General features: G+C 66.3%; 23 protein-coding genes. 12 read left to right on the top strand and 11 right to left on the bottom strand.

The features are described from left to right. Positions 1-59 precede the first annotated feature (59 nt). Both GD627_RS16525 and GD627_RS15095 read left to right on the top strand, forming a co-directional pair. On the top strand, positions 60-230 hold the full coding sequence (locus tag GD627_RS16525) for a hypothetical protein (protein ID WP_153297134.1): 171 nt from the start codon (positions 60-62) through the stop codon (positions 228-230). A 63-nt stretch (positions 231-293) separates the two neighbouring features. Further along, positions 294-1,694, top strand: coding sequence for a M1 family metallopeptidase (locus tag GD627_RS15095; RefSeq protein WP_152273224.1), 1,401 nt, complete (start codon positions 294-296; stop codon positions 1,692-1,694). Here the strand turns inward: GD627_RS15095 and GD627_RS15100 are convergent. The 3 genes from GD627_RS15100 to aceA all read right to left on the bottom strand — a co-directional run bounded on the left by GD627_RS15100 (position 1,691) and on the right by aceA (position 5,560). Continuing rightward, complete coding sequence (locus GD627_RS15100) at positions 1,691-2,407, bottom strand: DsbA family oxidoreductase (RefSeq protein ID WP_152273225.1); 717 nt, start codon at positions 2,405-2,407, stop codon at positions 1,691-1,693. The two genes, GD627_RS15095 and GD627_RS15100, sit on opposite strands and share 4 nt — an antisense overlap. Positions 2,408-2,532: 125 nt before the next feature. Then, positions 2,533-4,164, bottom strand: coding sequence for a malate synthase A (gene aceB / locus GD627_RS15105; RefSeq protein ID WP_152273226.1), 1,632 nt, complete (start codon positions 4,162-4,164; stop codon positions 2,533-2,535). 97 nt (positions 4,165-4,261) lie between these two features. After that, the gene (gene aceA / locus GD627_RS15110) at positions 4,262-5,560 is read right to left on the bottom strand and encodes an isocitrate lyase (RefSeq protein WP_186764350.1); all 1,299 of its coding nucleotides are present in this window, start codon (positions 5,558-5,560) and stop codon (positions 4,262-4,264) included. A gap of 198 nt (positions 5,561-5,758) precedes the next feature. Here aceA and GD627_RS15115 point away from each other — a divergent pair, with 198 nt between their 5' ends. Further along, the gene (locus GD627_RS15115; RefSeq protein ID WP_246165568.1) at positions 5,759-7,207 is read left to right on the top strand and encodes a helix-turn-helix transcriptional regulator; all 1,449 of its coding nucleotides are present in this window, start codon (positions 5,759-5,761) and stop codon (positions 7,205-7,207) included. A gap of 31 nt (positions 7,208-7,238) precedes the next feature. Continuing rightward, positions 7,239-8,126, top strand: a complete 888-nt coding sequence (locus GD627_RS15120) for an Fpg/Nei family DNA glycosylase (protein ID WP_152273229.1) — start codon at positions 7,239-7,241, stop codon at positions 8,124-8,126. 118 nt (positions 8,127-8,244) lie between these two features. Here the strand turns inward: GD627_RS15120 and GD627_RS15130 are convergent, their stop codons facing one another. The 3 genes from GD627_RS15130 to GD627_RS15140 all read right to left on the bottom strand — a co-directional run bounded on the left by GD627_RS15130 (position 8,245) and on the right by GD627_RS15140 (position 14,117). Next, complete coding sequence (locus tag GD627_RS15130) at positions 8,245-12,102, bottom strand: S8 family peptidase (RefSeq protein ID WP_194266076.1); 3,858 nt, start codon at positions 12,100-12,102, stop codon at positions 8,245-8,247. Between the two features lie 401 nt (positions 12,103-12,503). Further along, on the bottom strand, positions 12,504-13,349 hold the full coding sequence (gene thiD / locus GD627_RS15135) for a bifunctional hydroxymethylpyrimidine kinase/phosphomethylpyrimidine kinase (protein WP_152273230.1): 846 nt from the start codon (positions 13,347-13,349) through the stop codon (positions 12,504-12,506). 117 nt (positions 13,350-13,466) lie between these two features. Then, positions 13,467-14,117 carry a TetR/AcrR family transcriptional regulator gene (locus GD627_RS15140; protein ID WP_152273231.1) on the bottom strand — a complete coding sequence of 217 codons (651 nt, stop codon included), beginning with the start codon at positions 14,115-14,117 and terminating at the stop codon, positions 13,467-13,469. Positions 14,118-14,309: 192 nt separating this feature from the next. Between GD627_RS15140 and GD627_RS15145 the strand changes: the two genes are divergently transcribed. Next, complete coding sequence (locus tag GD627_RS15145) at positions 14,310-15,044, top strand: queuosine precursor transporter (protein WP_152273232.1); 735 nt, start codon at positions 14,310-14,312, stop codon at positions 15,042-15,044. Between the two features lie 57 nt (positions 15,045-15,101). Here the strand turns inward: GD627_RS15145 and GD627_RS15150 are convergent, their stop codons facing one another. Continuing rightward, the gene (locus GD627_RS15150; protein ID WP_152273233.1) at positions 15,102-15,308 is read right to left on the bottom strand and encodes a hypothetical protein; all 207 of its coding nucleotides are present in this window, start codon (positions 15,306-15,308) and stop codon (positions 15,102-15,104) included. 178 nt (positions 15,309-15,486) lie between these two features. On the opposite strand from GD627_RS15150, the gene GD627_RS15155 reads away from it, so the two are divergent. Both GD627_RS15155 and GD627_RS16530 read left to right on the top strand, forming a co-directional pair. Further along, on the top strand, positions 15,487-15,690 hold the full coding sequence (locus GD627_RS15155) for a hypothetical protein (RefSeq protein WP_152273234.1): 204 nt from the start codon (positions 15,487-15,489) through the stop codon (positions 15,688-15,690). Between the two features lie 48 nt (positions 15,691-15,738). Then, positions 15,739-15,876, top strand: a complete 138-nt coding sequence (locus GD627_RS16530) for a hypothetical protein (RefSeq protein ID WP_153297135.1) — start codon at positions 15,739-15,741, stop codon at positions 15,874-15,876. A 28-nt stretch (positions 15,877-15,904) separates the two neighbouring features. On the opposite strand, the gene tgt is transcribed toward GD627_RS16530, so the two are convergent. Next, positions 15,905-17,179 carry a tRNA guanosine(34) transglycosylase Tgt gene (tgt, locus tag GD627_RS15160; protein WP_152273235.1) on the bottom strand — a complete coding sequence of 425 codons (1,275 nt, stop codon included), beginning with the start codon at positions 17,177-17,179 and terminating at the stop codon, positions 15,905-15,907. A 208-nt stretch (positions 17,180-17,387) separates the two neighbouring features. Between tgt and GD627_RS15165 the strand changes: the two genes are divergently transcribed. After that, positions 17,388-18,437, top strand: a complete 1,050-nt coding sequence (locus tag GD627_RS15165; protein WP_246165552.1) for an FUSC family protein — start codon at positions 17,388-17,390, stop codon at positions 18,435-18,437. On the opposite strand, the gene GD627_RS15170 is transcribed toward GD627_RS15165, so the two are convergent. Both GD627_RS15170 and GD627_RS15175 read right to left on the bottom strand, forming a co-directional pair. Next, positions 18,434-19,297, bottom strand: a complete 864-nt coding sequence (locus GD627_RS15170) for a DUF6707 family protein (protein ID WP_146364037.1) — start codon at positions 19,295-19,297, stop codon at positions 18,434-18,436. The genes GD627_RS15165 and GD627_RS15170 overlap by 4 nt on opposite strands. A 69-nt stretch (positions 19,298-19,366) precedes the next feature. Then, on the bottom strand, positions 19,367-19,906 hold the full coding sequence (locus GD627_RS15175) for an NUDIX hydrolase family protein (RefSeq protein ID WP_152273236.1): 540 nt from the start codon (positions 19,904-19,906) through the stop codon (positions 19,367-19,369). A 136-nt stretch (positions 19,907-20,042) separates the two neighbouring features. On the opposite strand from GD627_RS15175, the gene GD627_RS15180 reads away from it, so the two are divergent. Together GD627_RS15180 and GD627_RS15185 are read left to right on the top strand one after the other, a co-directional pair. Then, entirely contained in the window at positions 20,043-20,702 is a 660-nt protein-coding gene (locus GD627_RS15180; RefSeq protein ID WP_152273237.1) for a YdeI/OmpD-associated family protein, read from the top strand. A 60-nt stretch (positions 20,703-20,762) separates the two neighbouring features. After that, the gene (locus GD627_RS15185) at positions 20,763-21,635 is read left to right on the top strand and encodes a class II glutamine amidotransferase (protein WP_152273238.1); all 873 of its coding nucleotides are present in this window, start codon (positions 20,763-20,765) and stop codon (positions 21,633-21,635) included. An 11-nt stretch (positions 21,636-21,646) separates the two neighbouring features. Here GD627_RS15185 and GD627_RS15190 read toward each other — a convergent pair whose 3' ends face one another. Continuing rightward, positions 21,647-22,777, bottom strand: coding sequence for a glycoside hydrolase family 76 protein (locus GD627_RS15190; RefSeq protein ID WP_152273239.1), 1,131 nt, complete (start codon positions 22,775-22,777; stop codon positions 21,647-21,649). 118 nt (positions 22,778-22,895) lie between these two features. Between GD627_RS15190 and GD627_RS15195 the strand changes: the two genes are divergently transcribed. Further along, entirely contained in the window at positions 22,896-23,669 is a 774-nt protein-coding gene (locus GD627_RS15195) for a 3-hydroxyacyl-CoA dehydrogenase (protein ID WP_146364048.1), read from the top strand. Positions 23,670-23,671: 2 nt separating this feature from the next. Next, entirely contained in the window at positions 23,672-24,913 is a 1,242-nt protein-coding gene (locus GD627_RS15200; RefSeq protein ID WP_246165554.1) for an acyl-CoA dehydrogenase family protein, read from the top strand. Positions 24,914-25,185 lie beyond the last annotated feature (272 nt).

Below are 25,185 nucleotides of genomic sequence, written 5' to 3' on the forward strand. Positions count from 1 at the left end.
GGCTGCTCCTCTAGACTGACAGTGTGAGCCACACACCTGCCGCCGCTGGAACAGTCTGAATGGACGCCGACGCCATGGAGGCCGGCCGGACCCTGTACGAGGAACGGATGGCTTTCCTGCCCGGGCTCTGGATGCCGGAGGCACCGGACTGGGAGGACCTTTCGGAAGAGGACCGGCACCGCTGGATCCGGACTGCCTTGGAACTCGAAGCCGGCAGCGGAACGGACTAACCCGGACGAATAGTCCCCGGACTACGCGCCCGCACGGGGCAGCACCATGGCAGGCTCTCCGCTATGCAGCAGGCCCGAGAGCAGCAGGACGCGTCCGTCCCCGCCCACGCCGCCCCTGACGCGTACATCCCCGGACACGGCACTGCAGAGGTGCACATCAGCGGCTATGACCTGAGGCTGGACTACAGCGTCCGGTCCAACCGGTTGAAGGCCATAGCCCTCCTGACCGGGACCGTGCGGGTTCCCCCGAACACCAACACCCCGGACACCAATACCCTGGAGCGGATCAGCCTGGACCTGGACCGCCCGCTGCGGGTGGACGAAGTGCTGCTTTGGGTCCGCACCGGCACCGCCATGGCTGTGCGTTCCTTCCGGCATCGCCGGGGAAAGCTGGAGGTATGGCCGGAACGGCCGCTGCTTGACGGGGAAGAGTTCCGCCTGTCCGTCCGTTACCGCGGCAGGCCGCGGCCCACCGCCGGGCAGTGGGGTGATATTGGCTGGGAGGAACTGACTGACGGGGCGCTGGTGGCCGGGCAGCCCACGGGGGCGTCGTCGTGGTTTCCCTGCAATGACCTGCCCGCGGAAAAGGCGCGGTACCGCATCAGCGTGAGCGTGGAGGCCGGGTACCGGGTGGCCAGCAACGGCCGCCCGGCGTCGAGGGCGGCCGGAGACGGGCGGGAAACCTGGGTCTTCGAGGAATCCGAACCGATGTCTGCGTATCTGGCCACGGTGCAGATAGGCCGGTACCGCCAACTGGACCTGCCCGGCCGCGTGCCGCAGTATGCGTTGGTGCCGCCGTCCCTGGCGGGACAGGCGCGAACCACACTGAGCCGGCAGGACGCCATGATGAACCTGTTCACGGCACGTTTCGGTCCCTATCCGTTCAACAGCTACACAGTGGTGGTGGCAGATGACCGGTTGGAGATGCCGGTGGAAGCGCAGTCAGTATCCGTTTTCGGACGCAACCATCTGGGTCCCGGTTCGGCGCAGGAAGCGCTGGTGGCGCATGAACTGGCGCACCAGTGGTTCGGGAATTCCGTGACCGCACGCGGCTGGCGGGACATTTGGCTGCACGAGGGCTTCGCCACCTATGCGGAGTGGCTGTGGGCTGAAGCCGCCGACGGCGCGGGCACGGACCTGCGGGCACACCGCGAACTCGCGTGGCTGCGGGGCCGCAACCAGGAACTGTTGCTGGCGGACCCGGGACCGGCAGCCATGTTTGATGAGCGGGTCTACCGGCGGGGCGCCCTGGCCCTGCATGTGCTGAGGCGCAGTGCCTCCGACGAAGAGTTTTTCGGCATGCTGAGGCGCTGGACGCAGCGGTACCGGCACGGCTGCGCCGGTACCGCCGACTTTCTGGACCTTGCCGATGATGTGTACAGCACCGCCGGCGTCAGCGCTTCGCAGCTGCTGAGGCCCTGGCTCTACGCACCCGGGCTCCCGGCTGCCCGGTTCGAACCCTAGCTGCAGCCGTCCGGTCCGCAGGCGGGACCGTCGGCGGAGCCTGCAGCGGGTGTCAGGTTAACCAGCGGATGCGCTTCCTGCCAGGCCTGCTCCAGGGCGGAGGAGAACACGTCCGCCGGCTGTGCGCCGGAAATGCCGTATTTGTCATCAAGGACAAAGAACGGAACACCGCTGATCCCCAGCGACCGGGCAGAGGCAATGTCCGCGCGAACGGCGTCGGCGTATTCGTCCGTGGCGAGCATGCGCCGCACCCGGTCCGCCGGCAGCCCCACGCCGGCACCGATGTCCGCGAGGGTGTCCGCGGAACCGATGTCCAGGCCCTTCTCGAAGTGGGCTGACAAGAGTGCTTCCTTGGCGGCGTCGGCGCCGGCCAGCCCGGCTTCGGCCGCGGCCAGGTGGATCAGCCGGTGGGCGGAGAAGCTGTTGGCGACCACCAAGGAGTCATAGTCATAGGCCAGCCCCTCGCCGGCCGCCTGGACGGTCACCTGTTCCAGCATGCCGGCGAGCTGTCCGGGATCTATGCCCTTGCGTTCGCTGAGGTACTGGACCTCGGTGCCGTCATAATGCTCGGGAAGGGACGGATCCAGCTGGAAACTGTGCCAACGGACCTCTACGTCGTCGCGGTGCGGAAAACGGGCCAGGGCGGTCTCGAAACGGCGCTTGCCGATGTAGCACCAGGGGCAGGCAATGTCGGACCAGATATCAATCTTCATATCCCGTGCAACGCGGAAAGGGCCGGGAGCCATTCCCGCACTGTCCGAGAACAGTGCCGAAAGGACTCCCGGCCTTTAGCGGCGCGGATACTGAAGCGATATCCGCGCCGCCCCTGCCTCCAGGGTTATGCCGCCGCCAGCTCCTGCGCTTCGTGCAGGAAGCGGGCGTAGGCAGGCACGGTGAGGAAGGTGGGGAAGTGTTCCCCGCACGCCACTTCCTCAAAGAGTTCGCGCGCGTCTTCGAAGCGGTCACCGTCAAAGCGCTGCAGATTGGTGAACTCTTCGTCAAGCAGTTCCTCCACCCAGTGATGCGTCACAATCTCGCCCTCGTCGGTGACGGCCGAGGAGTGGATCCACTGCCAGATCTGTGAGCGGGAGATTTCCGCGGTTGCCGCGTCCTCCATCAGGTTGTTGATCGCCGCCGCACCGTTGCCGCGCAGCCAGGACTCGATGTACCGGATGCCCACCTCGATGTTGCTGCGGATCCCGGCTTCCGTGATCACGCCCGGGGTGGAGGCGATGTCCAGCAGTGCCTTGTCATTGGGCACCACGTCGTCGCGGGTCTTCTCCAGCTGGTTCGGCCGCTCGCCCAGGACGCCGTCGAACACCTCCATGGCCACCGGCACCAGGTCCGGGTGCGCTACCCACGAGCCGTCAAAACCGTCACCGGCTTCGCGCGTCTTGTCGGCGCGCACCTTCTCCATGGCGACGTCGTTGGCCGCCGCATCCTTGCGGTTCGGGATGAAGGCAGCCATGCCGCCGATGGCGTGGGCGCCGCGGCGGTGGCAGGCACGCACCAGCTGCTCGGTGTAGGAGCGCATGAACGGGGCGGTCATGGTCACCATGTTGCGGTCCGGCAGTACGAACCGGGGGCCGCGGGTGCGGAAGTTCTTGATCACGGAGAAGATGTAGTCCCAGCGGCCGGCGTTCAGGCCCGCGGCGTGGTCCCGCAGTTCATAGAGGATTTCCTCCATCTCGAACGCCGCGGTGATGGTTTCGATCAGGACCGTGGCCCGGATGGTGCCCTGCGGGATGCCCAGCAGGTCCTGCGCCAGGACGAAGATGTCATTCCACAGGCGGGCTTCGAGGTGGTTTTCAATCTTCGGCAGGTAGAAGTAGGGTCCGCGGCCCTGGGAGATGAGCCGCTGCGCGTTGTGGAAGAAGTACAGTCCGAAGTCCACCAGGCCGCCGGCGATCGGGGTGTTGTCGATCAGCATGTGCTTTTCCGGCAGGTGCCAGCCGCGGGGGCGCACCACGATGGTGGGAAGGTCGGTCAGCGTTGCGCCCTGCACGCGGTATTCCTTGCCCTCCGGGGAGGTGAAGTCGATGCGGCGGTCGAGGGCGTCGCGCAGGTTCAGCTGACCGTTGATCACGTTGGCCCACGACGGCGTGGAGGAGTCCTCCATGTCGGCGAGCCAGACCTTGGCTCCGGAGTTCAGGGCGTTGATGGTCATTTTGCGGTCCACCGGGCCGGTGATCTCCACACGGCGGTCCTCGAGGCCGGGAGCAGTGGGGGCCACGCGCCAGGAATCGTCTTCGCGGATGTGCCGGGTTTCGGCCAGGAACGTCGGGTCCGCGCCGTTGGAGATCTGCGTCCGGCGGGTCTGGCGCTGCTGCAGGAGTTCCTGCCGGCGGCTGGCCGTGGCCCGGTGCAGCGCCTTGACGAAGTCCAACGCCTGCGGGGTGAGGATTTCCTCCTGCCGCCGCACTGCGGGGGCGGTGAGGGAAATGCCGTTCAGGGTGATCGGGTCATTCATGGCGTTCTCCTTGGGATCCTTCAAGACTGGGGTGATGCTGCGGGAGCGCCGCGTCCAGGGCGGCGCCCCCGCAGCATCGGATGGTGCAGTACGGGTTTTAGTGGAACTGGGAGGACTCGGTGGAGCCGGCCAGAGCCAGGGTGCTGCCCTCGGGGTTCAGGGCGGTGGCGATGGCATCGAAGTAACCGGTGCCGACTTCGCGCTGGTGCTTGGTGGCGGTGTAGCCGCGGGACTCGGAGGCGAACTCCTTTTCCTGCAGTTCCACGTAGGCGCTCATGCCGGAGCGGGCGTAACCGTGGGCCAGATCGAACATGGAGTAGTTCAGGGCGTGGAAGCCGGCCAGGGTGATGAACTGGAACTTGAAGCCCATGGCACCGAGTTCGCGCTGGAACTTGGCGATGGTGTCATCGTCCAGGTGCTTCTTCCAGTTGAAGGACGGCGAGCAGTTGTACGCCAGCATCTGGTCCGGGAATTCGGAGCGGACAGCCTCGGCGAACTTGCGGGCCAGTTCCAGGTCCGGTGTGCCGGTTTCCATCCAGATCAGGTCCGAGTACGGTGCGTAGGCCTTGGCCCGGGCGATGCAGGGCTCAATGCCGTTGCGGACCTTGTAGAAGCCTTCGGCGGTGCGCTCGCCGGTGATGAACTCGGCGTCCCGCTCGTCGACGTCGGAGGTGATCAGGGTGGCAGCCTCGGCGTCGGTACGGGCAATGACCACGGTGGGCGTGCCGGCGACGTCGGCCGCGAGGCGGGCGGCGTTCAGGGTGCGGATGTGCTGGCCGGTGGGGATCAGGACCTTGCCGCCGAGGTGGCCGCACTTCTTCTCCGAGGCGAGCTGGTCTTCCCAGTGCACGCCCGAGGCGCCGGAGGTGATCATGGCCTTCATCAGCTCGTAGGCGTTCAGCGGGCCGCCGAAGCCGGCCTCGGCGTCGGCCACGATCGGCACCAGGTAGTCATCCACGCTCTGGATGCCTTCGGCGAACTCGATCTGGTCTGCGCGCAGCAGGGCGTTGTTGATGCGGCGGACAACGGTGGGCACCGAGTTGGCCGGGTACAGGGACTGGTCCGGGTAGGTGTGGCCGGAGTTGTTGGCGTCTGCGGCGACCTGCCAGCCGGAGAGGTAAATGGCCTTCAGGCCAGCCTTGACCTGCTGCACGGCCTGGTTGCCGGTGAGGGCGCCCAAAGCGTTGGTGTAGCCTTCGTCACCGGCGTTGCGCAGCTGGTCCCAGAGCTTCTCCGCACCGCGGCGGGCCAGGGTGTGCTCTTCGGAGACCCGGCCGCGCAGCTTGACGACGTCGTCTGCCGTGTAGTCACGGGTGATGCCTTCCCACCGGGGATCGGTGGCCCATTCCTGGGTGAGCTGTTCTGCCGTCGGGGCGGTGTGCTGGTCCTGGCTCATTACTGATTCTCCTTGAATGTTCCTCATTCATTCCGGTCCGCTTCAAACCGGAATTTCCTGCTGTGAACTCAGCCTGCGCCAATAACAACCCCTCTTCTAGGGTTTTTCTATGGAAAGAAACGCGTTTCTTCGCGTATTGTGAAAAACGTGACGAGTACAACATGGAACCGGCCCGCTCCGGACTCCCGCAAGGGCGGATTGGGGCCCGACGCCGAGCGCACCCTGGACGTCATCAGCCTGGGCCGCCGCGTCCGGCACCTACGCAAGGCCAAGGGCATGACGCTGGATGACCTGGGTGCCGCCGTCGGCACGGTGGCGTCCCAGCTGTCCCTGATCGAGAACGGCAAGCGCGAACCCAAGCTGGGCATGATGCAGGCCCTCGCCGCCGCCCTGGACGTCAGCATCGACTCGCTGCTGGGTTCCGAGCCGCCGAGCCGGCGTGCCGCACTGGAAATCGAACTGGAGCGGGCCCAGCGCGGACCGCTGTATTCCTCCCTCGGCCTGCCGAAGGTGCGGATCGGCTCCCGGCTGCCGATCGATGTGCTCGAATCCCTGGTGGGGCTGCAGGCGGAGCTGGAGCGCCGGCTCAATGAACAGGTGGCCACGCCCGAGGAGGCGCGCCGTGCCAACGGCGAGCTGCGGGCCATGATGCGTGAGCGGAACAACTACTTCCCGGAGTACGAGGCCGAGGCGCAGAAGGTGCTGGCCTCCGTGGGGCACACCTCCGGGCCCCTGTCCCAGCATGTGATTGCGGACATTGCCGCATATCTGGGCTTCAGCCTGCACCACGTCAACGATCTGCCGCACTCCACCCGGTCCGTTACGGATCTGAAGAACCGGCGGATCTACCTGACCCAGTCCCAGCGCTCGGACCATGATCCGCGTTCGGTGCTGCTGCAGGCGCTGGGCCATTTTGTGCTGCAGCATCAGACCCCGAGCAGCTACGGCGAGTTCCTGGGCCAGCGGGTGGCGACGAATTACTTTGCCGCCGCACTGCTGCTGCCGGAGAAGGCCACCGTGGAGTTCCTGCAGCGCGCCAAGGCGGCCAAGGAAATTGCCGTGGAGGACATCCGTGATGCGTTTGCGGTGTCCTACGAGACGGCGGCGCACCGCTTCACGAACCTCGCCACGGAGCATCTGGGCATCCCCACCCACTTCCAGAAGGTGCATGAAAGCGGGATTGTCTACAAGGCCTACGAGAACGACGGCGTGACGTTCCCTGCCGACCACACCGGTGCCATTGAGGGACAGCCGATTTGCCGGTACTGGACCTCGCGGGAGGTCTTTTCCGTGCCGGACCAGTTCAGCGCGTTCAACCAGTACACCGACACACCCGCCGGCACGTACTGGTGCACGGCCCGGGTGGAGCGGGGCTCGGCCGGCAAGTTCTCCGTGAGCATCGGCCTGCCGTACGCCCACGTGAAGTGGTTCCGCGGCCGGGACACGCAGGAGCGCTCCAAGTCCCGCTGCCCGGATCCGGACTGCTGCCGCACGCCGCCCGGTGAACTCTCCGCGGAATGGTCCGGCTTCGCCTGGCCCAGCGCCCGGGCCCATTCGCACCTGCTGGCGGCGCTGCCGCCGGGCGCGTTCCCGGGCGTGGACGAGACCGAGGTGTACTCGTTCCTGCAGGCCCATTCGGACCAGTGACGCGCCACGGACCGGCGGTTAGGGTGTAGCCATGCCTGAGATGCCCGAAGTGCAGGGACTGGTCGATTTCCTGCGGTCCAAGCTGCTCCCGCCCGGGGCGCCTGCGGCCACGGTGTCCGACGTCGAGGTGCTGTCCGTTCCCGTGCTGAAAACCGCGGCCGTACCGCTGCAGGAGCTGTCCGCGGCTCCGGTGACCGGCGTCGAACGCAGGGGAAAGTTCCTCATTCTCACCGCCGGCGGCGTTCACCTGGTGATGCACCTGGCCAAGGCCGGCTGGATGCGCTGGTCCGACGCACTGAAACCGGGGCGCCTGCGGCCGGGCCGGGGGTCGATGGCCCTGCGGGTGCGCTTTGCTGCCTCCGGCGACGCGGCGGCCGAGCCCGGCTTTGACCTCACCGAAGCCGGGACCAGGAAGTCGCTGGCGGTCTACGTTGTCCGGGACCTGGCGGATGTGCCGGGCATTGCCCGGCTGGGTCCGGAAGCGCTCGACGTCGGATTCGGCGCTTTCGCCGAGCTCGTCACCTCCCACCGCGGCCAGATCAAGGGGCTTCTGCGGGACCAGTCGGTCATTGCGGGGATCGGTAACGCCTACAGCGACGAGATCCTCCATGCAGCGCACCTGTCTCCGTTTGCCCTTGGCGCCAAGCTCCGGCCGGATGAGGTCCAGCGGCTGTTCGATGCGATGGGTGCTGTCCTGGACTCCGCGATCGAGAACGCCGCTGGACGTCCGGCAGCGGAGCTGAAGGACTCCAAGCGGCGGGCCATGCGGGTACATGCGCGGACGGGGGAGCCCTGCCCGGTCTGCGGGGACACGGTCCGCGAGGTTGCCTTCGCGGACTCCTCGCTGCAGTACTGCCCCACCTGCCAGACCGGCGGCAAGCTGCTCGCCGACAGGCGAATGTCCCGGCTGCTGAAGTAGGTACACGGCCCGGAACACCACAACAGCGGGCCCCCGCGGATTTCTCCGCGGAGGCCCGCTGTTGTGTGCTGCCGATCGACCCGGCGTCGGGGCGTTACGCCCGGGCCGGGGTTACGGTTTAGCCGCGGCCGCCGCCGTGACCACCACCGTGGCCATGACCGTGACCGTGGCCGTGATCGTGGCCGTGATTACCCTTGCACTTCTGGGCATCGTACTTGGCCTTGTAGCTGGATTTCTCCACCTTGCCCTTGCCGGTAGAGGTGTAGCTCGCCGTGACCTCGCCGCCCTTGATGGAGGACTGCTTGGTCTTGATGACTACGGACTTGCTCTTACCCGGTGCCAGGTTCTTGACCGTAACGGTGCCGTAGTTGGACTTCACCACTACGTTCGCAGTCTTGGTTCCGGTGTTCTTTACCGTGACGGCAATCTGGACACCCGAACCCGAGCACTTGGTGACGGCACGGACCGGGTTAGGCGTCGGCTTCGGCGTGGCCGTCTGGGACGGCGTCGGCTTGGGCGTGGCCGTCTGGGTGGGCGTCGGCTTCGGTGTGGGTGTGGCCGTCTGGGTGGGCGTCGGCTTCGGCGTGGGCGTGGCCGTCTGGGTGGGCGTCGGCTTGGGCGTGGGAACCACCTTGGCAGGAACCTTGATCGGCAGAACCTCCGCGCGTCCGCCGTCGCCGTTGGTGCCGCTGAGGTCACCGGTGGTGTTGTGCAGGTGCAGGAACAGTGCCTTGGCGTCGGTGGTGCCGGCGCTGCGGGTCACATCGATCCTGCCGCCGTCGACGTCGGCAAACAGGGCAGCGTTCGGCGTGGCTCCGGCACCGGCAAACGTCAGCGCCGGGTTGGCGGCGTCGAACGGAATGTACTCCGTAGCGTCCACCGGGACGCTCCTGCCCTGGTCATCCACGTTGTACGGGTTCCAGGTATTGACCCGGTACTGGAACGGCGCGGATGCGGCATTGACGTCCAGGCCCAGGGCCGCGGCCCGCACCGGCAGCGTCACCGTGTTGGTGTCGAAGGTGTTGGTGTCCGTGGTGCCCTGGACACCGTTGGCTGCGGTCGTGTCCACCAAAACCCCGGTACCGTCGGCGTTCAACCGGTAGGTGGAAACGATGACCAGGTCCACGTCGGCGGCACGGCCGGCGAACGTCACGAAGTCGGGCGTGGAGTCACCGTTGGTGTCGATTTCCACGTCAATCTCGTTGACACCGCCCATAACGGGCCAGTTGTCCCAGGTGCTGACACCGAAGTTGACCAGCGAAGCTGCCGTGTCTGCTCCGGCCGCTTTTGCGGTGGGAACGGTGGAGGAAGCACCCACGGCCTGCAGGTCCAGGGCGTACATGGAATCTAGCTTCACGGATTCCAGCCGCGGGCTCTGCGCGCCGAGGACCAGGGGCGAAACCAGGGACAGGTAGCGTGAGGCGCCCGTACCCTGGTTGAGGTCACGGCCCTGCAAGGTGACCGTGGTCTTGAGCGCATCGAAATCGGCGAAGGGGATGTCCTTGCCCGCGCTCATATCCGACGTCGGTTTCGGCGCGGAGTAGACCGGAACCCGCAGGGTGGGTACGCCGTTGGAGGCGAACTGCACCCGCCCCGACACATCCGCCAGGAACTGCCGGGCCATGCCCAGCTGTTCGGACTCCGCTGCCGGGTCCATGGTCTTGGCCAGTGCGGCGGGATCGGAAATGCTCAGTGTGACGTCCACGGTCGCCTTGCCGTTGGCCGGGACGTTCACCGAGGGGGTGGTGCTGATAACGACGCCGGGCATGGCCGATGCCTGCAGGTAGCTGACGTTGTAGGAAAGGGGACGGTCGGACCTGTTCTCCACGGTGACCTGCTTGGTCAGCACCAATGCTTCCTTGCCGAGCTCCAGCACACCGAAGTTCACGCTGGTCAGCGCCGGATCCTCCGTGGCGTAAGCCAGCACCTTGGTGCTCACCGCGTCGAGGGCATCCACCCGGCCCGAGCCGACCCGGTTGGGAGCCTGGACGGCTCCGTCCGCGGTCAGCACGTCATGGGTGGCGGTGTTCATGATGGCGGTCTTGACCTGGTACGGATTCAGGTCCGTGGCGGCATAGACCAGGGCAGCGATGCCGGCCACATGCGGGGTCGCCATGGATGTGCCGCTGTTGACGGCGGCACCGTTACCCGAGCCCGACGCGACGGAGCCGATGGACGAGCCGGGAGCGGCGACGTCGGGCTTCACCACGCCGTTGGAGCCGTGCAGCCCGCGCGAGGAGAAGGAGCTGATGGTGTCACCCACGCCGGAAGGACCGGACGTGGTGCCCTTGTACGCCGGGGACAAACGCAGCGTCAGGGTGCCGGCGACCGCGGCCGGGCGCAGCCGGTCCGAGGACGCAGCGTTCAGCTGGATGCCGGGGATGGTGGCGTTGCCGCCGATCCCGGCGTCAAAAACCGAACGCGGGGAATCCAGGACAACACCGGTGGCACCGGCAGCCTGGGCATTGTTGAACCGGACTGCGGATCCGCAGGGGAAGGCACCGTTCTCTTCCCACTGCAGCCAGACCCATTTACCGGTCAGCGAACCGGCCGGGAACGGGTCGCAGCCAAAGGCATTGTCCGCCGGGGCGGTGACCACGGTACCGGTGAGCTGGGCTTCCGTGAGGTCCGGGTTGGAGTAGTTGAAGTTGGAGGAGTACTGTCCGGCGGCGGTCCCCGCCAGTTCGGCCGGGGCGAGGACATCGGCGCGGTCCAGGGCGATCTGGGAGCCGATGGTGCTGGCCACCGTCAGCGCCGACTTGGCGTTGCCCGGGGACCCGCCGACGTCGTACACATCTCCGGCATTGCCGGAGGCGACCACTGAGAGGATGCCCTGCTCGGTGAGCTTGTTGACGATGTCGTTCTCGGGGTCATCCGCGGGGGCGTAGTCCGAGCCCAGCGACATGTTCACCACCTGGGCGCGGTCGGAGAAGTCGCCGTCGCCGTTGGGGTCGAGCACGTAGTCCAGGGCCTGTCCCACTACCTCGGAGGAGCCGGAGCAGCCGAAGACGCGGATGCCCACCAGGGATGCCTTGGGGGCGGAGCCGGGGCCGATCCGCATCGAGTTGACCTGCTCCGCCGAAAGGGTGGAGTAGTCGCCGCGGAACGTGGTGCCGTCATTGTTGGTGCCGTAGCCGGCGGCGGTTCCGGCTACGTGGCTGCCGTGCCCTCCGCAGTCCAGCGGGTTGAGGTCCGGCCGGGGAATCGGCTGGTAGGTGGGGGAATCGGAATCGGCGTCGTAGTCGTCGCCCACCAGGTCATACCCGCCAATGAACTTGGCGGAATCAATCAGGCCGCTGTCCGCAGCGGGAATGGTGGGGGAGGCCTGTGCGGCTGCGTACGCCTCGAGGGTGCCGGGGCCGCCGAAGTCACTGTGCGTGTAGTCGATGCCGGTGTCCAGGACGGCAATGGTGACGCCTTCGCCGGTCTGCCGGCGTTCCACCCAGGTGTTCAGGGCACGGGTGTCGATGTCTGTGCCCTTGTTGTCCACGGACTTCGGGACGATCCTGGTGATGCGCTGGACGTCGGCGCGGCCGGCCAGGGCGCGGATGGCTTCGGCATCGCCGACGATCGCCGTACCGGGAAGGGTGTTGGTAGTGGTGTACAGGGTGCTGGCGGCGGCTTCCTCGGCAACGGACTCGGCCTGCTCGGTGATGGTGCTGCGGATCTCTTCGACCAGCGGCTTGTTGACCACCGGGTCCGCCTTGCCGTCCTTGACCTCCTCCGGCTGCGTCTGCTCAAAGGCGCCCTCGCCGGTGAACTGGACGTAGACGGAGACCTGACCCGAGGCGTCCCGCAGGCTGGGGGAAACTTTTTGGGCCTGCAGCTGTTCGGCCGGGATGCCTTCAACCAGTCCTTCGCCGTTGGCTGTGTTCCCGATGGCCTGGGCCGGAAGGCCCAGTGCGGCGGTGAGTGCGATCCCGGCGAGGGCGGCAGTGAGTACCGCGCCGGGTTTGTGATGGATGGACAATCTCATTGCGCTCCTTGAACGTTCCGCCGAGCGCTACCGGGCACGTCCATGGGACTTTGCATCGGCTGCTGACACACTGCGGCAGGTTTTCCGTTGTGCCTCCAACCCCCGTTGAGGAGTGTCAGCGTGCACGTAACGGCCCCCAAAGCTGCAGCCGTAGGGCACACCATAGAGGAGCTTTTGTGTGGTGCAAAGGATGGTAATTCAAACAACGGATTCGCTGCCTAGGCCTTGTTATTCGCGGGACAGCACGGTAGGTTGCCCCCTTTTTAGAGCATTCTGACCGCAACGAGATCATCCGGAAGGTAGGCAGGGACCGTGACGGCCGGCTTAACGCGGAAAGGAACCTCCCAGCCGGGAGATTCCTTTCCGTATCCGTGCCGGCCGGGATTACGGCCGGGTCGGAATTACAGCGCGGGACCCTGTCCCGCGTTGCCCTGCCAGAGTGCATCGAACGGTGCATTGGAGGACACCCGGTTGCGGATGCCTTCGGTGACGAACGCCTTGGCGGTCCTGGCTGCCTCCAGCGGGGTGGCACCCTTGCCCAGTTCGGCGGTAATGGCCGCGGCCAGGGTGCAGCCGGCGCCGCTGACGGCTACCTCGCCCACCTTGGGTGCACGCAGCACCTCCATGGTTTCGCCGTCGTAGAAGACGTCGACGGCGTCCTCTCCTTCCAGCCGGACGCCGCCCTTGGCCAGGACCACCGCTCCGCTGGCCTCATGGATGCGGCGGGCTGCTTCCTTCAGGTCTTCCACCGTCTCAATGGAGTCCATGCCGGACAGGGACATCGATTCGAAGTGGTTCGGGGTGACGAAGGTGGCCAGGGGAAGAATCTGTGCCTTGAGTGCTTTATCGGTGTCCAGTGCGGCACCGGGCTCCTGGCCCTTGCAGATGAGCACCGGGTCCAGCACGAGGTTCTTCCAGTCCTGGGCCTGCAGCGCCTTGGCGACGACGTCGATGGTCGCCGGCGTGCCCAGCATGCCGATCTTCACCGTGTCCAGATCGTAGGCAGTGGTGATCGCTTCGAGCTGGTCGCTGATGACCTGCGGATCTACGGGGACGAAACGGTGGTTCCACGAGTCATTGGGGTCAAAGGACACGATGCAGGTCAGTGCAGTGATGCCGTAGACGCCCAGTTCCTGGAAGGTCTTCAGATCGGCCTGGGCACCGGCGCCGCCGGTGGCTTCCGAGCCGGCGATGGTCAGTGTGACGGCCGGAGCAGAGGGCGCAGAAGTGTGTGTGTTTGCAGACATGGGTCTATCTTCCACCCAAACCGGAGAAACAGGCCACCACTGCAAGACGCGCTGTTACGGCGTGCCGCCGGCGTGCCGTGGGCGTGCCGCCGTCGTGCCGTGACCGGCGGCGGGTTCTCAGTCCCTGCGGGCGCTGCGGAGCAGCCGGATCACGTCCTCCAGGAGGTTGCGGACCACGGGCAGCCGGGACAGGATCACGAGTTTGGCCATCAGCGGTGCCAGATTGGCGGCCAGGCGATGGGACCGGCGCTGCCCGGGGGAACGGTCATACACCCAGAAGAAGGTAAATCCCATGTGCACCAGCCAGAGCAGCTCGGGCAGGTCGCTGCGCAGGGCCAAGGGCGGCTGCGGCCGGGCGCTCGCCACGGCCAGGCGGAACATGGCGATGGACTTTCCGCGGCCGACGGCGGCGGCACCGCTGCGGTGCGGTGCGATGGCGTCACGCAGGAAATGGACGCCGAGGCCGTGGTAGGGCGCCATGGTTTTCAGGCCCGCAGTAAGGACGGCCAGCAGGTTCTCGCCCAAGTTGTGGCCTTCGCGGATCTGCGGCAGTGCGAGGGAACGGTGCTCATCCTGCAGGGAGCGGTAGAGCTCGTGGAGGAGGTCATCCTTGGAACGGAAATAGTAGTAGGCGTTGCCCACCGAGACGTCTGCCTCCGCTGCGATGGCGCGCATGGTGGTTTTTTCGTAGCCCTGTGAGGCAAAGAGGCGCAGTGCCGTATCGATGAGGAGCCGGCGCGTCTGTTCGCTCTTGGCGGTGACGGCCATGATGCTCCCTTGTGCAGTATTTCAGCGTTCAGTGAACCACAATTTTGAACGTGTTCAAAAATGATGCGGCGCCGCGGTCCGGCGGACCGTGGCAGAATGGATGGCGGCCCTGCGGGGCTGCCCGGGGCAGCGGGCACAGTGCTAATACAGCCGGCGGAAGCCAGGCGAACCACTTACCGGACGGAAAATGCCATGGATGCACAGCCACGGGCAGCTGCGAAAAGCGCTGCAGCGTACGCCTCCCGCGGGAGCTCCCAATACGATTTGATCCTCACGCTGATGTGCGTGGTGATTGTTATTTCCAATATCGGCGCCAGCAAGGGCGTCCATTTTGACCTCCCCGGCGGCTTCGAGATTGTCACCGACGGCGGCTTCTTCCTCTTCCCGCTCGCCTACATCCTCGGCGACGTGGTCAGCGAGGTCTACGGATTCAAGGCAGCCCGGCGTGCCATCCTTGCCGGCTTCGGCATGGCCCTTCTTGCCGTGGTCAGCTTCGCCGTCATCATTGCCCTGCCGGGCTTTGATGACGCCTACGGCCAGGAGAAGCAGGCTGCCCTGGAGGTGGCCCTGGGACCGGTTTGGCAGATAGTGCTGGCCAGCCTGCTCGGTTTCCTGGCCGGCCAGCTGCTGAACTCCCTGGTGCTGACCCGGATGAAGGACCGGTTCCGGGAGAAGGCACTGGCCGGGCGGCTGATGGCCTCCACCGGGGTGGGGGAGTTTGTTGACACCCTGATTTTCTGCGCCATTGCGGCACCGGTCATCGGAATCAGCGACGCCGGCGGGTTCCTGAACTATCTGGTGTTCGGTTTCCTCTACAAAACGCTGATCGAGTTCCTGTTCGTGCCTGTCACCACCATGGTCATCAAGTTCATCAAGAGGCGTGAGCCCACCTATGCAGAGCCCGTCCTGGAGCCGGCAGCGGTGTAGGGCCACAGGCCGCGACACCCGGCTTCACGCCTCCCCATCGCGTTATTCGTCGCGGCGTCAGCTGCTCCGCCGGGTCCCCATGAACATCAGAAGCGGCGCCAGTACTAGGGAAATGATGACGGTGATGATCCCTTGGGAAGGTGGCTTCCATACCGCCACCACCACCAACGCCAGCAGCAGGGAGAGCATAACGAGGATCTGGATGGTCCATCCAACAGTGCCGCGACCCCGCCGCAGAATATGATTCCCCCGCTTTTCCGTCATGCTGACCCCCTTCGGATAGCTGTTGCAAGACCGCCAGGCCTCCGCTCCCGAGCCTAGCGGCAATCCGCTCCTCCTCGCTGAGAAACGCCTGTCGGGTCAGCGGGCGAAATCCCTGCCCGGATGTGCAAGGGTGGGGGAACGCCAGCATTTCACTTCCCCAGTACGGCAGGAGACAAACATGAGCAATCCAGTCCCGAACCCCGGTGCCAAGGCAGTAGATGAAAATCTTGCCGGAACCGCGGAGGAATTCAACGACGAAGTCACCAAGGCGATGATCGAAGGCGCCCAGGAGAAGGATTCGAGTCCCGGAGACGAGGAACGGGATGCCCAGCCTGCCTTGGAAGAGGATGAATCGACCCAGGCAAAGCCGGACAATTCCTAACAGCTTGGCTCTCTGCAGAATCCACTCGATACACAACAGGAGGACGTTGTGCCCGAGGACAAAGATTTCGAACAGAATGAAACCAAGGCCGAAGAACAGCTGCAGATTGTAGATCCGCCGGAACCGGGCAACGAAGAGGGCGGACAGCAGCAGGCCGGGCACGCAGACGGCTCACCCACCGGGTAGTCCCCGGGGCCAGCACCCGGTACTGCAGCTACTTACCGCTGTAGTACTTGCCCAGCACCTCCGCCTTGAAATCGAAGAACGTCCCGTCCTCGATGGACAGGCGTGCGTCGTCAACCAGCTTCACGGTAAACCGCTCGTTGTGGATGGAAATCAGCGTGTGGCTGACCATCTCATTGGACTTGAACAGATGCTGGATATACGCCCGCGTGTAGTTGCTGCAGGTGTAGCAGTCGCAGCCGTCCACCAGCGGGCCGAAGTCCTTCTTGAACTTCGCGTTGGACAGGTTCTTACGCCCGTACGGGGTGTAGAACGCCGAGTTGCGGGCCACGCGGGTGGGGGACACGCAGTCGAACGTGTCGGCCCCGTTCTCGATGGCCGTAAAGATGTCATCGGGCTCTGAAATGCCCAGCAGGTGGCGGGGCTTGTTCTCCGGAAGCTCCTCCGTGCACCACCGGACAATGGTCCCGAGGTTTTCCTTTTCAAAGGCGCCGCCCAGGCCGAAGCCGTCAAAATCCATGGCGCCCAGATCCCGGGCCGCCTTGCGCCGCAGGTCCTCGTACTGCGCGCCCTGCAGCACGCCGAACAGGGCCTGATAGGGCTTGCCGACGCGTTCTTCCGTCAGCCGCTGATGTTCGGCCAGGCAGCGCAGTGCCCAGAGCCGGGTCCGCTCCAGGGACATTTCCTGGTAGCCGCGGGAGTTCATCAGCGTGGTCAGCTCGTCAAAGGCGAACATGATGTCCGCACCGATCTTGTGCTGGACCTGCATCGAAATCTCCGGGCTGAAGCGGTGCTTGTCTCCGTTCAGGTGTGACTTGAACCAGACGCCGTCGTCATCAATGTGCGCCAGACGCTCCTTGCCGGGCGCGACGTCGTCGTCCGCTCCCGTGGCGTGGGTGCTGCCGTCGGCGTTCATGTTGATGACCTTCTTGAACCCCGCGCCCAGGCTCATGACCTGGAACCCGCCGGAATCGGTGAAGGTGGGGCCGGACCAGTTCATGAACTTCCCCAGGCCGCCGGCCTCGTCCAGGATGTCCGGGCCGGGCTGCAGGTACAGGTGGTAGGCGTTGGCCAGCACCGCCTGGGCGCCCAGTTCCGCCACGGACTCGGGCAGCACGGCCTTGACCGTGGCCTTGGTGCCCACGGCAATGAAGGCAGGAGTCTTGATGTCACCGTGAGGTGTGGAGATGGTGCCGGTGCGGCCCTGGAAACCGCCTCCGTTCGCCTCTACATGGGCTTCGGCTGCTGCCGGGGCGGTTTCGCGCAGGCGCTTACCGAGGGTGAAGGAGAAGGCTGAGGAAGACACCCCTCCATTTTGCCCTACCCGGAGCCGACTTCCCGCCGGGGCCGTGGCTGGGAGGTGCACCACATTTATTCAGCAGTGTGCTTTTCCGGGAGTAGGTTGGATGGGCGGAAAACTGCCCCGGTGAAGAACCCCGGCGAAAATGATCCCGCACCCTCCCATTTCCACTGGAACGAAAGTGCCGGCGGTACGAAAGGCAGAGACCTTCCCTTTGACGCACCTGCAAGAGATGTTCAGGATCGCTCCGGCACACAATGACCATCACGCAGCCATCCGGTGTGCCGTCGGCATCGGGATGCCGCTTTTCCTGGTGCTCTTCCTGGGCCGGATCGACCTGGCGATTTTTGCAACGTTCGGTGCCTTCACCGGAATCTACGGCCGGAATGAACCGCACGGCCAGCGGCTGGGCCATCAGGGGCGTGCGGGCGTGTTGATGCTTGCCGTCATCCTGGCGGCAGCACTCAGCGCCCGCCTGGACCTCGATGCCTGGGGAACCGTAGTGGGCACGACGGCGGTTGCCGGGCTGGGAACGGTGGTCACCGGGTTCTGGCGGCTGCGCCCTGTCGGCTCGCTCTTCCACATCTTTGCCTTCGCCGCGATCTCGTCGGTCCCGGACCAGCCCCCGCTCTGGCAGGGCATGCTCGCAGCCGTGCTGACGGTGGCCTTCTCCATCCTGCTGGGCCTGTCCGGAATGCTGGTGCGGCGGTACCGCACCGAATGGACCCGGCCCGAACGCCCGCGGTTCTCCGCCGCGCAGCGCCGCCTTATCTTCAGCGACGGGCTGCAGTACGCCGTGGCGGCCGTTCTTGCCGGCTCCATCGCCACGCTGCTGGGAATCGGCCACAACTACTGGGCGATGGTGGCCGCCACCGTTCCGCTGATCGGGGCGACCGTGCGCCACCGGGTCCACCGGGGCCTGCAGCGCATCCTGGGAACCTTCGGCGGACTCCTGCTGACGGCGCTGATCCTTTTGCCCGGACTGGAGCCCTGGCAGATGGTCCTGGTGATTGCCGCCTGCCAGTTCGGCGCGGAAATGTTCATTGCCCGGCAGTACGCCCTGGCCCAGGTGGTGGTGACGCCGCTGGCCCTGGTCAGCACGGAACTGGCCCATCCCAGCAACCCGATGCACCTGCTGCGGGACCGCGGCATCGAAACCCTGATCGGCGCCGTCGTCGGCATGGCCGTCGTAGTGGCCGCACATCTGCGGCAGAAACATCTCCGGCAGAAGCACCTGCTCCGGAAGCAGGCGCAGCAGGGCTAGCCGCGGACGGCGATCAGCTCAGTGCGGATACGCCGGTCCAGCTCCGCGTCGGAGAGCGTCTGGGAACCGCCGTGGGAGCGCAGGTACAGCAGCGCGTTCAGCCGCAGGACGCGCCATTCACGTTCGCTCCTGTCATTTCCGGCCTCCGAAGCGCGGTGGATTTCCCGGTCATACAGGTTGGGTTCGTTCAGCTGGCGCTGCAGCAGCGCCGCGGCCAGCTTCGCCTTCAGGGGATCCGTCTCGTAACTGTCCGCAGCACGCACCGCATGGCTGTACACGGCCGAGCTCTCGAGATCGCCGGACTGGTGGGTGATGTGCGCCGCGAGGGCCAGGACGTTCTGGATCCAGTTCCACCGGCCGAGGTTCCCGTCAAACGGCAGTCCCGCGATGACGTTGCAGACCTTCAGGGCGTTCTCGGCGTCGCCAAGATCGATATAGAGAATGTGGGCGAGGTCGCGCACATCCTGCAGGTGGCTGCCGGATTTCACGTTCAGGCCGCGCTCAAGCCGCGCCGCAATCTCCTGCACCGCGCGGTTGTTCGGATGGGTCGCCGCGGCGCCGGCGATGATCTCCGCCGGGTTCTCCTCCAAGGGCACCTGGCGGACGGCGTCCGACGGCGCACCCTCGGGTGCCGGAGCCTGCACGCGGACGGCGGACCCGTAGGCCAGCCGAAGCGAGGTTCCGTCATCAAGCTTGGCAATCACCAGTGCGGGCACGCCGAAATCATCGGCCTCCACGCTGGTTCCGGCTACCGGAGCCAGTGGCTCTGCAGCACCCTCACCCGGGACAAGTTTCTGTCCTGGTGCAAGCAGTTCCGCGTTGACCCGGAACACGTACGTTTCCGGCTGGCTCTCAGACATTAAATTCCTTCGTGATCGGACCTCGGCTCCCCAGAACCATCAGTATATAAAGCTTGCCGAGGAGCTTTTTCAGCGTCCCCAGCCGGCGGACGCCAGTGCCTGGCGCAGCAGGTCTCCCCGGCCGCCGGAGAACTCGGCATAAATGGCCGGGCTGAGGGCTTCATCGGGGGTGAGCCAGGACAGTTCCAGTGCATCCTGGCGGGGATCGCATTCACCGGTCACGGGAATCAGGTAGGCCAGGGCCACGGCGTGCTGGCGCTCATCCGTCAGGCCGCTCTGGGAGGGGGAGGGGAAATACTCGGCGACGGCGAACGGCACCAGCGTGGGCGGCAGCTGCGGCAGGGCCATGGGCCCCAGATCCTTCTCCAGGTTGCGCAGCAGGGCTGCGCGGATGGTCTCGCGGTACATCACCCGCCCCGACACGAAGGAACGTACCATCTGGCCCTCCGGGGTGGCCTGCAGCAGCAGTCCGACTTCGGTGACGTAGCCCAGCGGGTCGCACCGGACGGGTACGGCTTCGACGTACACCATGGGCAGGCGCTGCCGGGCTTCGTACAGATCTTCCTCGGAAAGCCAGCCGGGATACGGGTCAGGAGTGCGAACGTTCATAGCAGTGTTCTACCCCAAAGGACCCGTGTGCGTCACACGGCGCGCTGCGCTTCGGCCCTTGGCTGAACCCGGCGGAAACCGGTGCCGGCCGCTCCGGACCCTTTCAGCCCGGCATCCCCGTCCCTAGACTTGGGCCATGACACGAGAGCTCCCGGAGCTTCTCCTGCCGGATGCCGGGGCATGGCGGGAGTGGCTGGAGCGCAATTACGGGTTGTCCCACGGTGTTCGCCTGGTACTGGGGAAGAAGGGCGGAAATGTCACGCAGCTGACGTACCGCACCGCCCTCGATGAAGCGCTCTGCTTCGGCTGGATCGATGCGCAGGCGGACAAGCGGGACGAGCAAAGCTACCTCCAGAGGTTCCAGCCGCGGGGTCCGCGCAGCATCTGGTCTCTGCGCAACGTCGGACACATCAGCAGGCTGGAGGCGGAAGGCAGGATGCATCCGGCGGGCCGGGATGCCGTGCTCAGCGCGAAGGTGGACGGACGGTGGGACGCCGCCTATGCGGGGCCGGCCGCGGCGGAAATCCCGGACGATCTGCAGACCGCCATCGCCGCTGTTCCCGCCGCCCAGGACATGTTCGATGTGCTGACCTCCCAGAACCGCTATGCCATGTACTTCCGGCTCCGGGGGCTCAAGACGCAGGCTGCCCGCGACCGCCGGATCGCCGACTATGTGCAGATGCTCAGCGAACACCGGTCCCCCTATCCGCAGAAACGCAGGCCGTCGCCGGACGCCGCCGTCGATACTCCGCCGGCCGCGCCGGGTCCCGCCGTCGATAATCCGCCGGCCGGATAGCGGCTGGAGACCGGTCCCCCCAAGTCTGGCGCCCATCCAGAAATCCTCCAGGAGGTCCACATGTGCAGGCTCTTTGGTATGCATGCCGGCAAACCCCCGGTCCGGGCAACGTTCTGGCTCCTCACGGCGCCGGACAGCCTCGCCAAGCAGAGCCGCAGGGAAGCGGACGGCTTTGGGATCGGAACCTTCGCGCCGGACGGAACTCCGGAAATCGACAAGGCCCCCGTCGCCGCCTACGAGGACCTCGAATATGCGCGGGATGCGCGGGAGCTGGAGAGCACCACGTTTGTGGCGCACGTCCGGTACGCCAGCACGGGCGGGAACACGCCCGAGAACACCCATCCGTTTGAACAGGACAACAGACTGTTTGCGCATAACGGGGTGGTGGAGGACCTGGAGAAGCTGAACGACCGGCTGCGGCAGCTGGAGGTCTACCATCTGGTTCAAGGCGATACGGACAGTGAGCGGGTGTTTGCCCTCATTACCGCCGCCGCCAGGGTCAACGGCGGTGACGTGACCGCGGCGATCGCTTCGACCCTCACCTGGATTGCTTCCAACCTGCGTCTCTACGCCGTGAACATCATTCTTACCACCGCCACCGAGCTGTGGGCGGTCCGCTACCCGGACACCCATCCGCTGTACGTGCTGCAGGAGAACCCGCAGGACCCTCCGCAGGAGAAGCGCACCGACCGGATCAGCGTCCATAGCGACGAGGTGCGTGCAGGAAAGCGTCCGGCCGTGCTGGTGGCCACCGAAAAGATGGACAGCAACCCCAACTGGCGGCTGCTGGATTCCGGTGAGCTGCTGCACGTGGACGGCAATCTCAATGCCCAGCGCCACTTCCCGCTCCCGCAGCATCCGGAGCATCTGCTGACGCTGGCCGATCTGGACCCGGCTGCCGCAGCGTCCCAGCATCCGCTGAAGACGGGCTGACTACGGGTCTTTCAGCTCGATTCCGCGCGTGCCCGCTGTACCCGTGCAGACGCCTCCAGAAGGATCCAGGCCTGCAGCTGGGTGGAAAGTCCGACGGCGGTGCCGCCGGGATAGGAAACCGCCGCCGGCTGCAGCGGCCGGGCGGAAAAGAGGATCCAGTCCGCCCGTTTGCTCCGTCCCTCCCACAGGGCCCGTGCGGTGGATTCCACCAGGGCGGCGGCGGTCCGGCGGGCGGGCTCCGGCAAGGCGGGGGACACGGCGGCCTGCGCCAGGTATCGGCCCAGTATCCCGGTGAAAAGCCCGGCGTCGCCGGTGCCGTGGGTGCGCAGGACCCGGGTGCCGCCGTCGTCGTCCGTCAAATGCGTATCAACGGCGCGGATCAGATCCGCTGCGCGCGTGAGGTTGGCGGTGCCGCCGAGTTCCAGCAGGGCACCGAGGACCGGCCCCTGGTTGTAGGTGAAGATCCGCTTTTCCAGCTCCGGCCGGCCCCGGACCACCTTGATCCCGTCCATGTAGAGCCCCGTTTGCGGATCCAGCAGGGTGGCGTTGAGCCAGTCCACCAGCTCCTGTGCACGGTCCCGTGACCCGGTGCGGACAAAATGCAGGGCGGCCGGAGCGGTGGCGGGAGTGTTCTTGAAGCTGCGGTCCCGGTTCCAGTAGATGCCCCCGCCCAGCTCCGGAGTGTGGGCGGATTCCAGTGCGGCGCTGAGGCTCTGGAGTATTTTCCGGTAGGGCCGCTGCCGGTCCCGGGATCCCGACACTGCGTTCAGGCGGCCGACGGCGAGGGCGAGCCACGCCATGTCGTCATAGAAGCGGTTGGTGTAGCGCATCCGGTTGCGCAGTCCGATGGTGCGGACCAATGCCGGGGCCAGCTCCGCCGCGGCGGGGTGCTCCGGCCCGCGGAAGGGGAGGCCCGTGCGGCGTTCACGCAGGCCGGCGTCGATCAGGGCATCGAGGTAATGCGCCTGCCACCAGTAATGCCAGGGCTGGCGAAGCTGCTGCAGCCGGGACGCCGGCCGGCTGGTGGCAGCCAGGTGTGTTCCGGGCAGCCCGGCCAGCTGGCGGCCAAACGCGCTGCTCACCGCGCGGGCTGCCGTCCCGGCACGGTGGTCGGCGTCCAGTGGCGAATCCTCGTTGAGCATGCGCCAACCCTATGCCAGTGCCCGAAGATGCGGCACCAGCCGCGGCACAGTAGGCTCAGAGACTGCCGGTGTGACATGGACGACACTGCCGGCACAGTAAATCTGCCAGGAGGAAAGCATGGACATCGCAGGTGCATCAGCCATAGTCACAGGGGGAGCGTCCGGTCTGGGACGGGCAACGGCGCGGAGGCTCTATGACGCCGGGGCTTCCGTAGTGCTGGTTGACCTGCCGCAGTCCGAAGGGCTGGCGTACGCAGCCGAACTGGGGGACAACGCGCGGTTCGTGCCGGGGGACGTGACCAGCCCGGACCAGATGCAGGCCGCCGTCGAGGCAGCCATGGCGGCCGGGCCGCTCCGGGTGGCCGTGAACTGTGCCGGCATTGCGACGCCCGGCAAGGTACTGGGGAGGGACGGGGTCCTGCCGCTGGAGGACTTCGCCCGCGTGGTCAGCGTGAACCTGATCGGCACGTTCAATGTCAGCCGGCTGGCTGCCGCGGCCATGGCCGAAACGGATCCGGTGACGGCGAACGGCACCGAGGAACGCGGCATCATCATCAACACCGCCTCCGTGGCCGCCTTCGACGGCCAGATCGGCCAGCCTGCCTACTCCGCCTCCAAGGGCGGGGTGGCAGCCATGACCCTGCCGCTGGCCCGCGAACTGGCGCGCCATCTGATCCGGGTGGTCACCATCGCCCCCGGAATCTTCGAGACGCCCATGATGGCCGGTCTTCCGCAGGCCGCCCAGGATTCCCTCGCCGCACAGGTCCCGCACCCCTCGCGCCTGGGCCGCGCCACCGAGTACGCGTCGCTGGCCGCCCACATCATCGAAAACCAGATGCTCAACGGTGAAACCATCCGCCTCGACGGCGCTATCCGGATGGGACCGCGCTGATCTTGACGAACCGCCCCGCACCATTGGCTACGCTGCCGGACGCCGATTTCTACGGCTTCGAGGATCTGCTCAGCGACACCGAAAAGAACAAACTCACCGAGCTGCGGAACTTCCTCGCCGCGGAAGTCCTTCCCCACGCCGTCCACTGGTGGAATGAAGCGCGGTTCCCTTCGGAGCTGCTGCCGAAGCTGGCCGCCCTGGAACTCTCCACACCGGTCCAGCAGGGGTACTCCCCGCTTTTTGCCGGTCTGGTGATCGCGGAGATGACGCGGGCGGATACCTCGCTGGCCACGTTCTTTATGGTCCACCATGACCTGTTTGTGGAAGCCCTGCATGCCTTCGGCTCGGACGAGCAGAAGGAGCGGCTGCTCGATGACGCCCGGGCGCTGCGGATCACCGGGGCCTTTGCACTGACCGAACCGGAGCACGGCTCGGACGTGGCCGGCGGGATGGCCACCACCGCGGTGCGGGACGGCGACGAGTGGGTGCTGAACGGTGCCAAACGCTGGATCGGCAACGGCACCTTCTGCGATTACATGGTGCTGTGGGCGCGGGAGCCGGAAACCGGGCGCACCCGCGGGTTCCTGCTCGACGCGACGCTGCCCGGTGTCACCCGGACCCGGATCGAGAACAAAACCGCGCTGCGCACCGTGCAGAACGCGGACATTGTGCTCACCGATGTCCGGGTGTCCGCGGCGGACCTGCTCGCCGGGGTGGAAAGCTTCGATGACACCAAAGAGCTGCTGCGCGGCTCCCGGATCATGGTCGGCTGGCAGGCCGTGGGCACGCAGCTGGCCACGTTCGACGTCGCCCGGGCCTACGCCGTCGACCGCTTGCAGTTCGGCCGCCCGCTGGCCGCGTTCCAGCTGATCCAGCAGCAGCTGGTGCAGATTCTGGGCAATGCGGTCGCGAGCACCGGCATGCTGGCGCGGGTCACCGAGCTGGAGCACGGCGGATATCCCGTCCTTTCCGCGGACGGCAGCCCCGGGGCAAGCCCGGCCGACGGCGGCGCTGCCCGCGGGGAGATGGCCCGGGCTGCGCTGGCGAAGTCCTATGCCAGTGCCAGGATGCGCGAATCCGTGGCGCTGGGCCGCAGCATCCTGGGTGGCAACGGGATTGTCACCGACTATCGGATGGCCAAGATCTTTGCCGACGCCGAAGCCATCTACACGTACGAGGGCACCTACGAGATCAACACGCTGATCGTCGGGCGGGACATTACCGGGGTTTCCGCGCTGCGTTAGCGGCATCCCGCGGGTGCGTGTTCCGGGCCGGCGGGTGAGCGCCTGCGGGCACGCGCCTGCGGGGCCCGGAACGGCGGCAACGAAACTCCGCGCTCGCAGAGCCAGCGGAAGTATTCCAGCCGCATGCCTGCACCGGAGTTCCCACACTCTGTGACTGGTGATGCAAAAGGGACCCCACTGGGTGACAGGCGTCCCACAGCGTGGGAATCCCAACAGGCTTCGTCGGGTTCCTGCACCGGGCACAGGATGGCGCGGCTTCCTGATTCCGTAGG

It is taken from the genome of Arthrobacter yangruifuii (assembly GCF_009192775.1).
In the GTDB taxonomy this organism is placed as follows: domain Bacteria; phylum Actinomycetota; class Actinomycetes; order Actinomycetales; family Micrococcaceae; genus Arthrobacter_B; species Arthrobacter_B yangruifuii.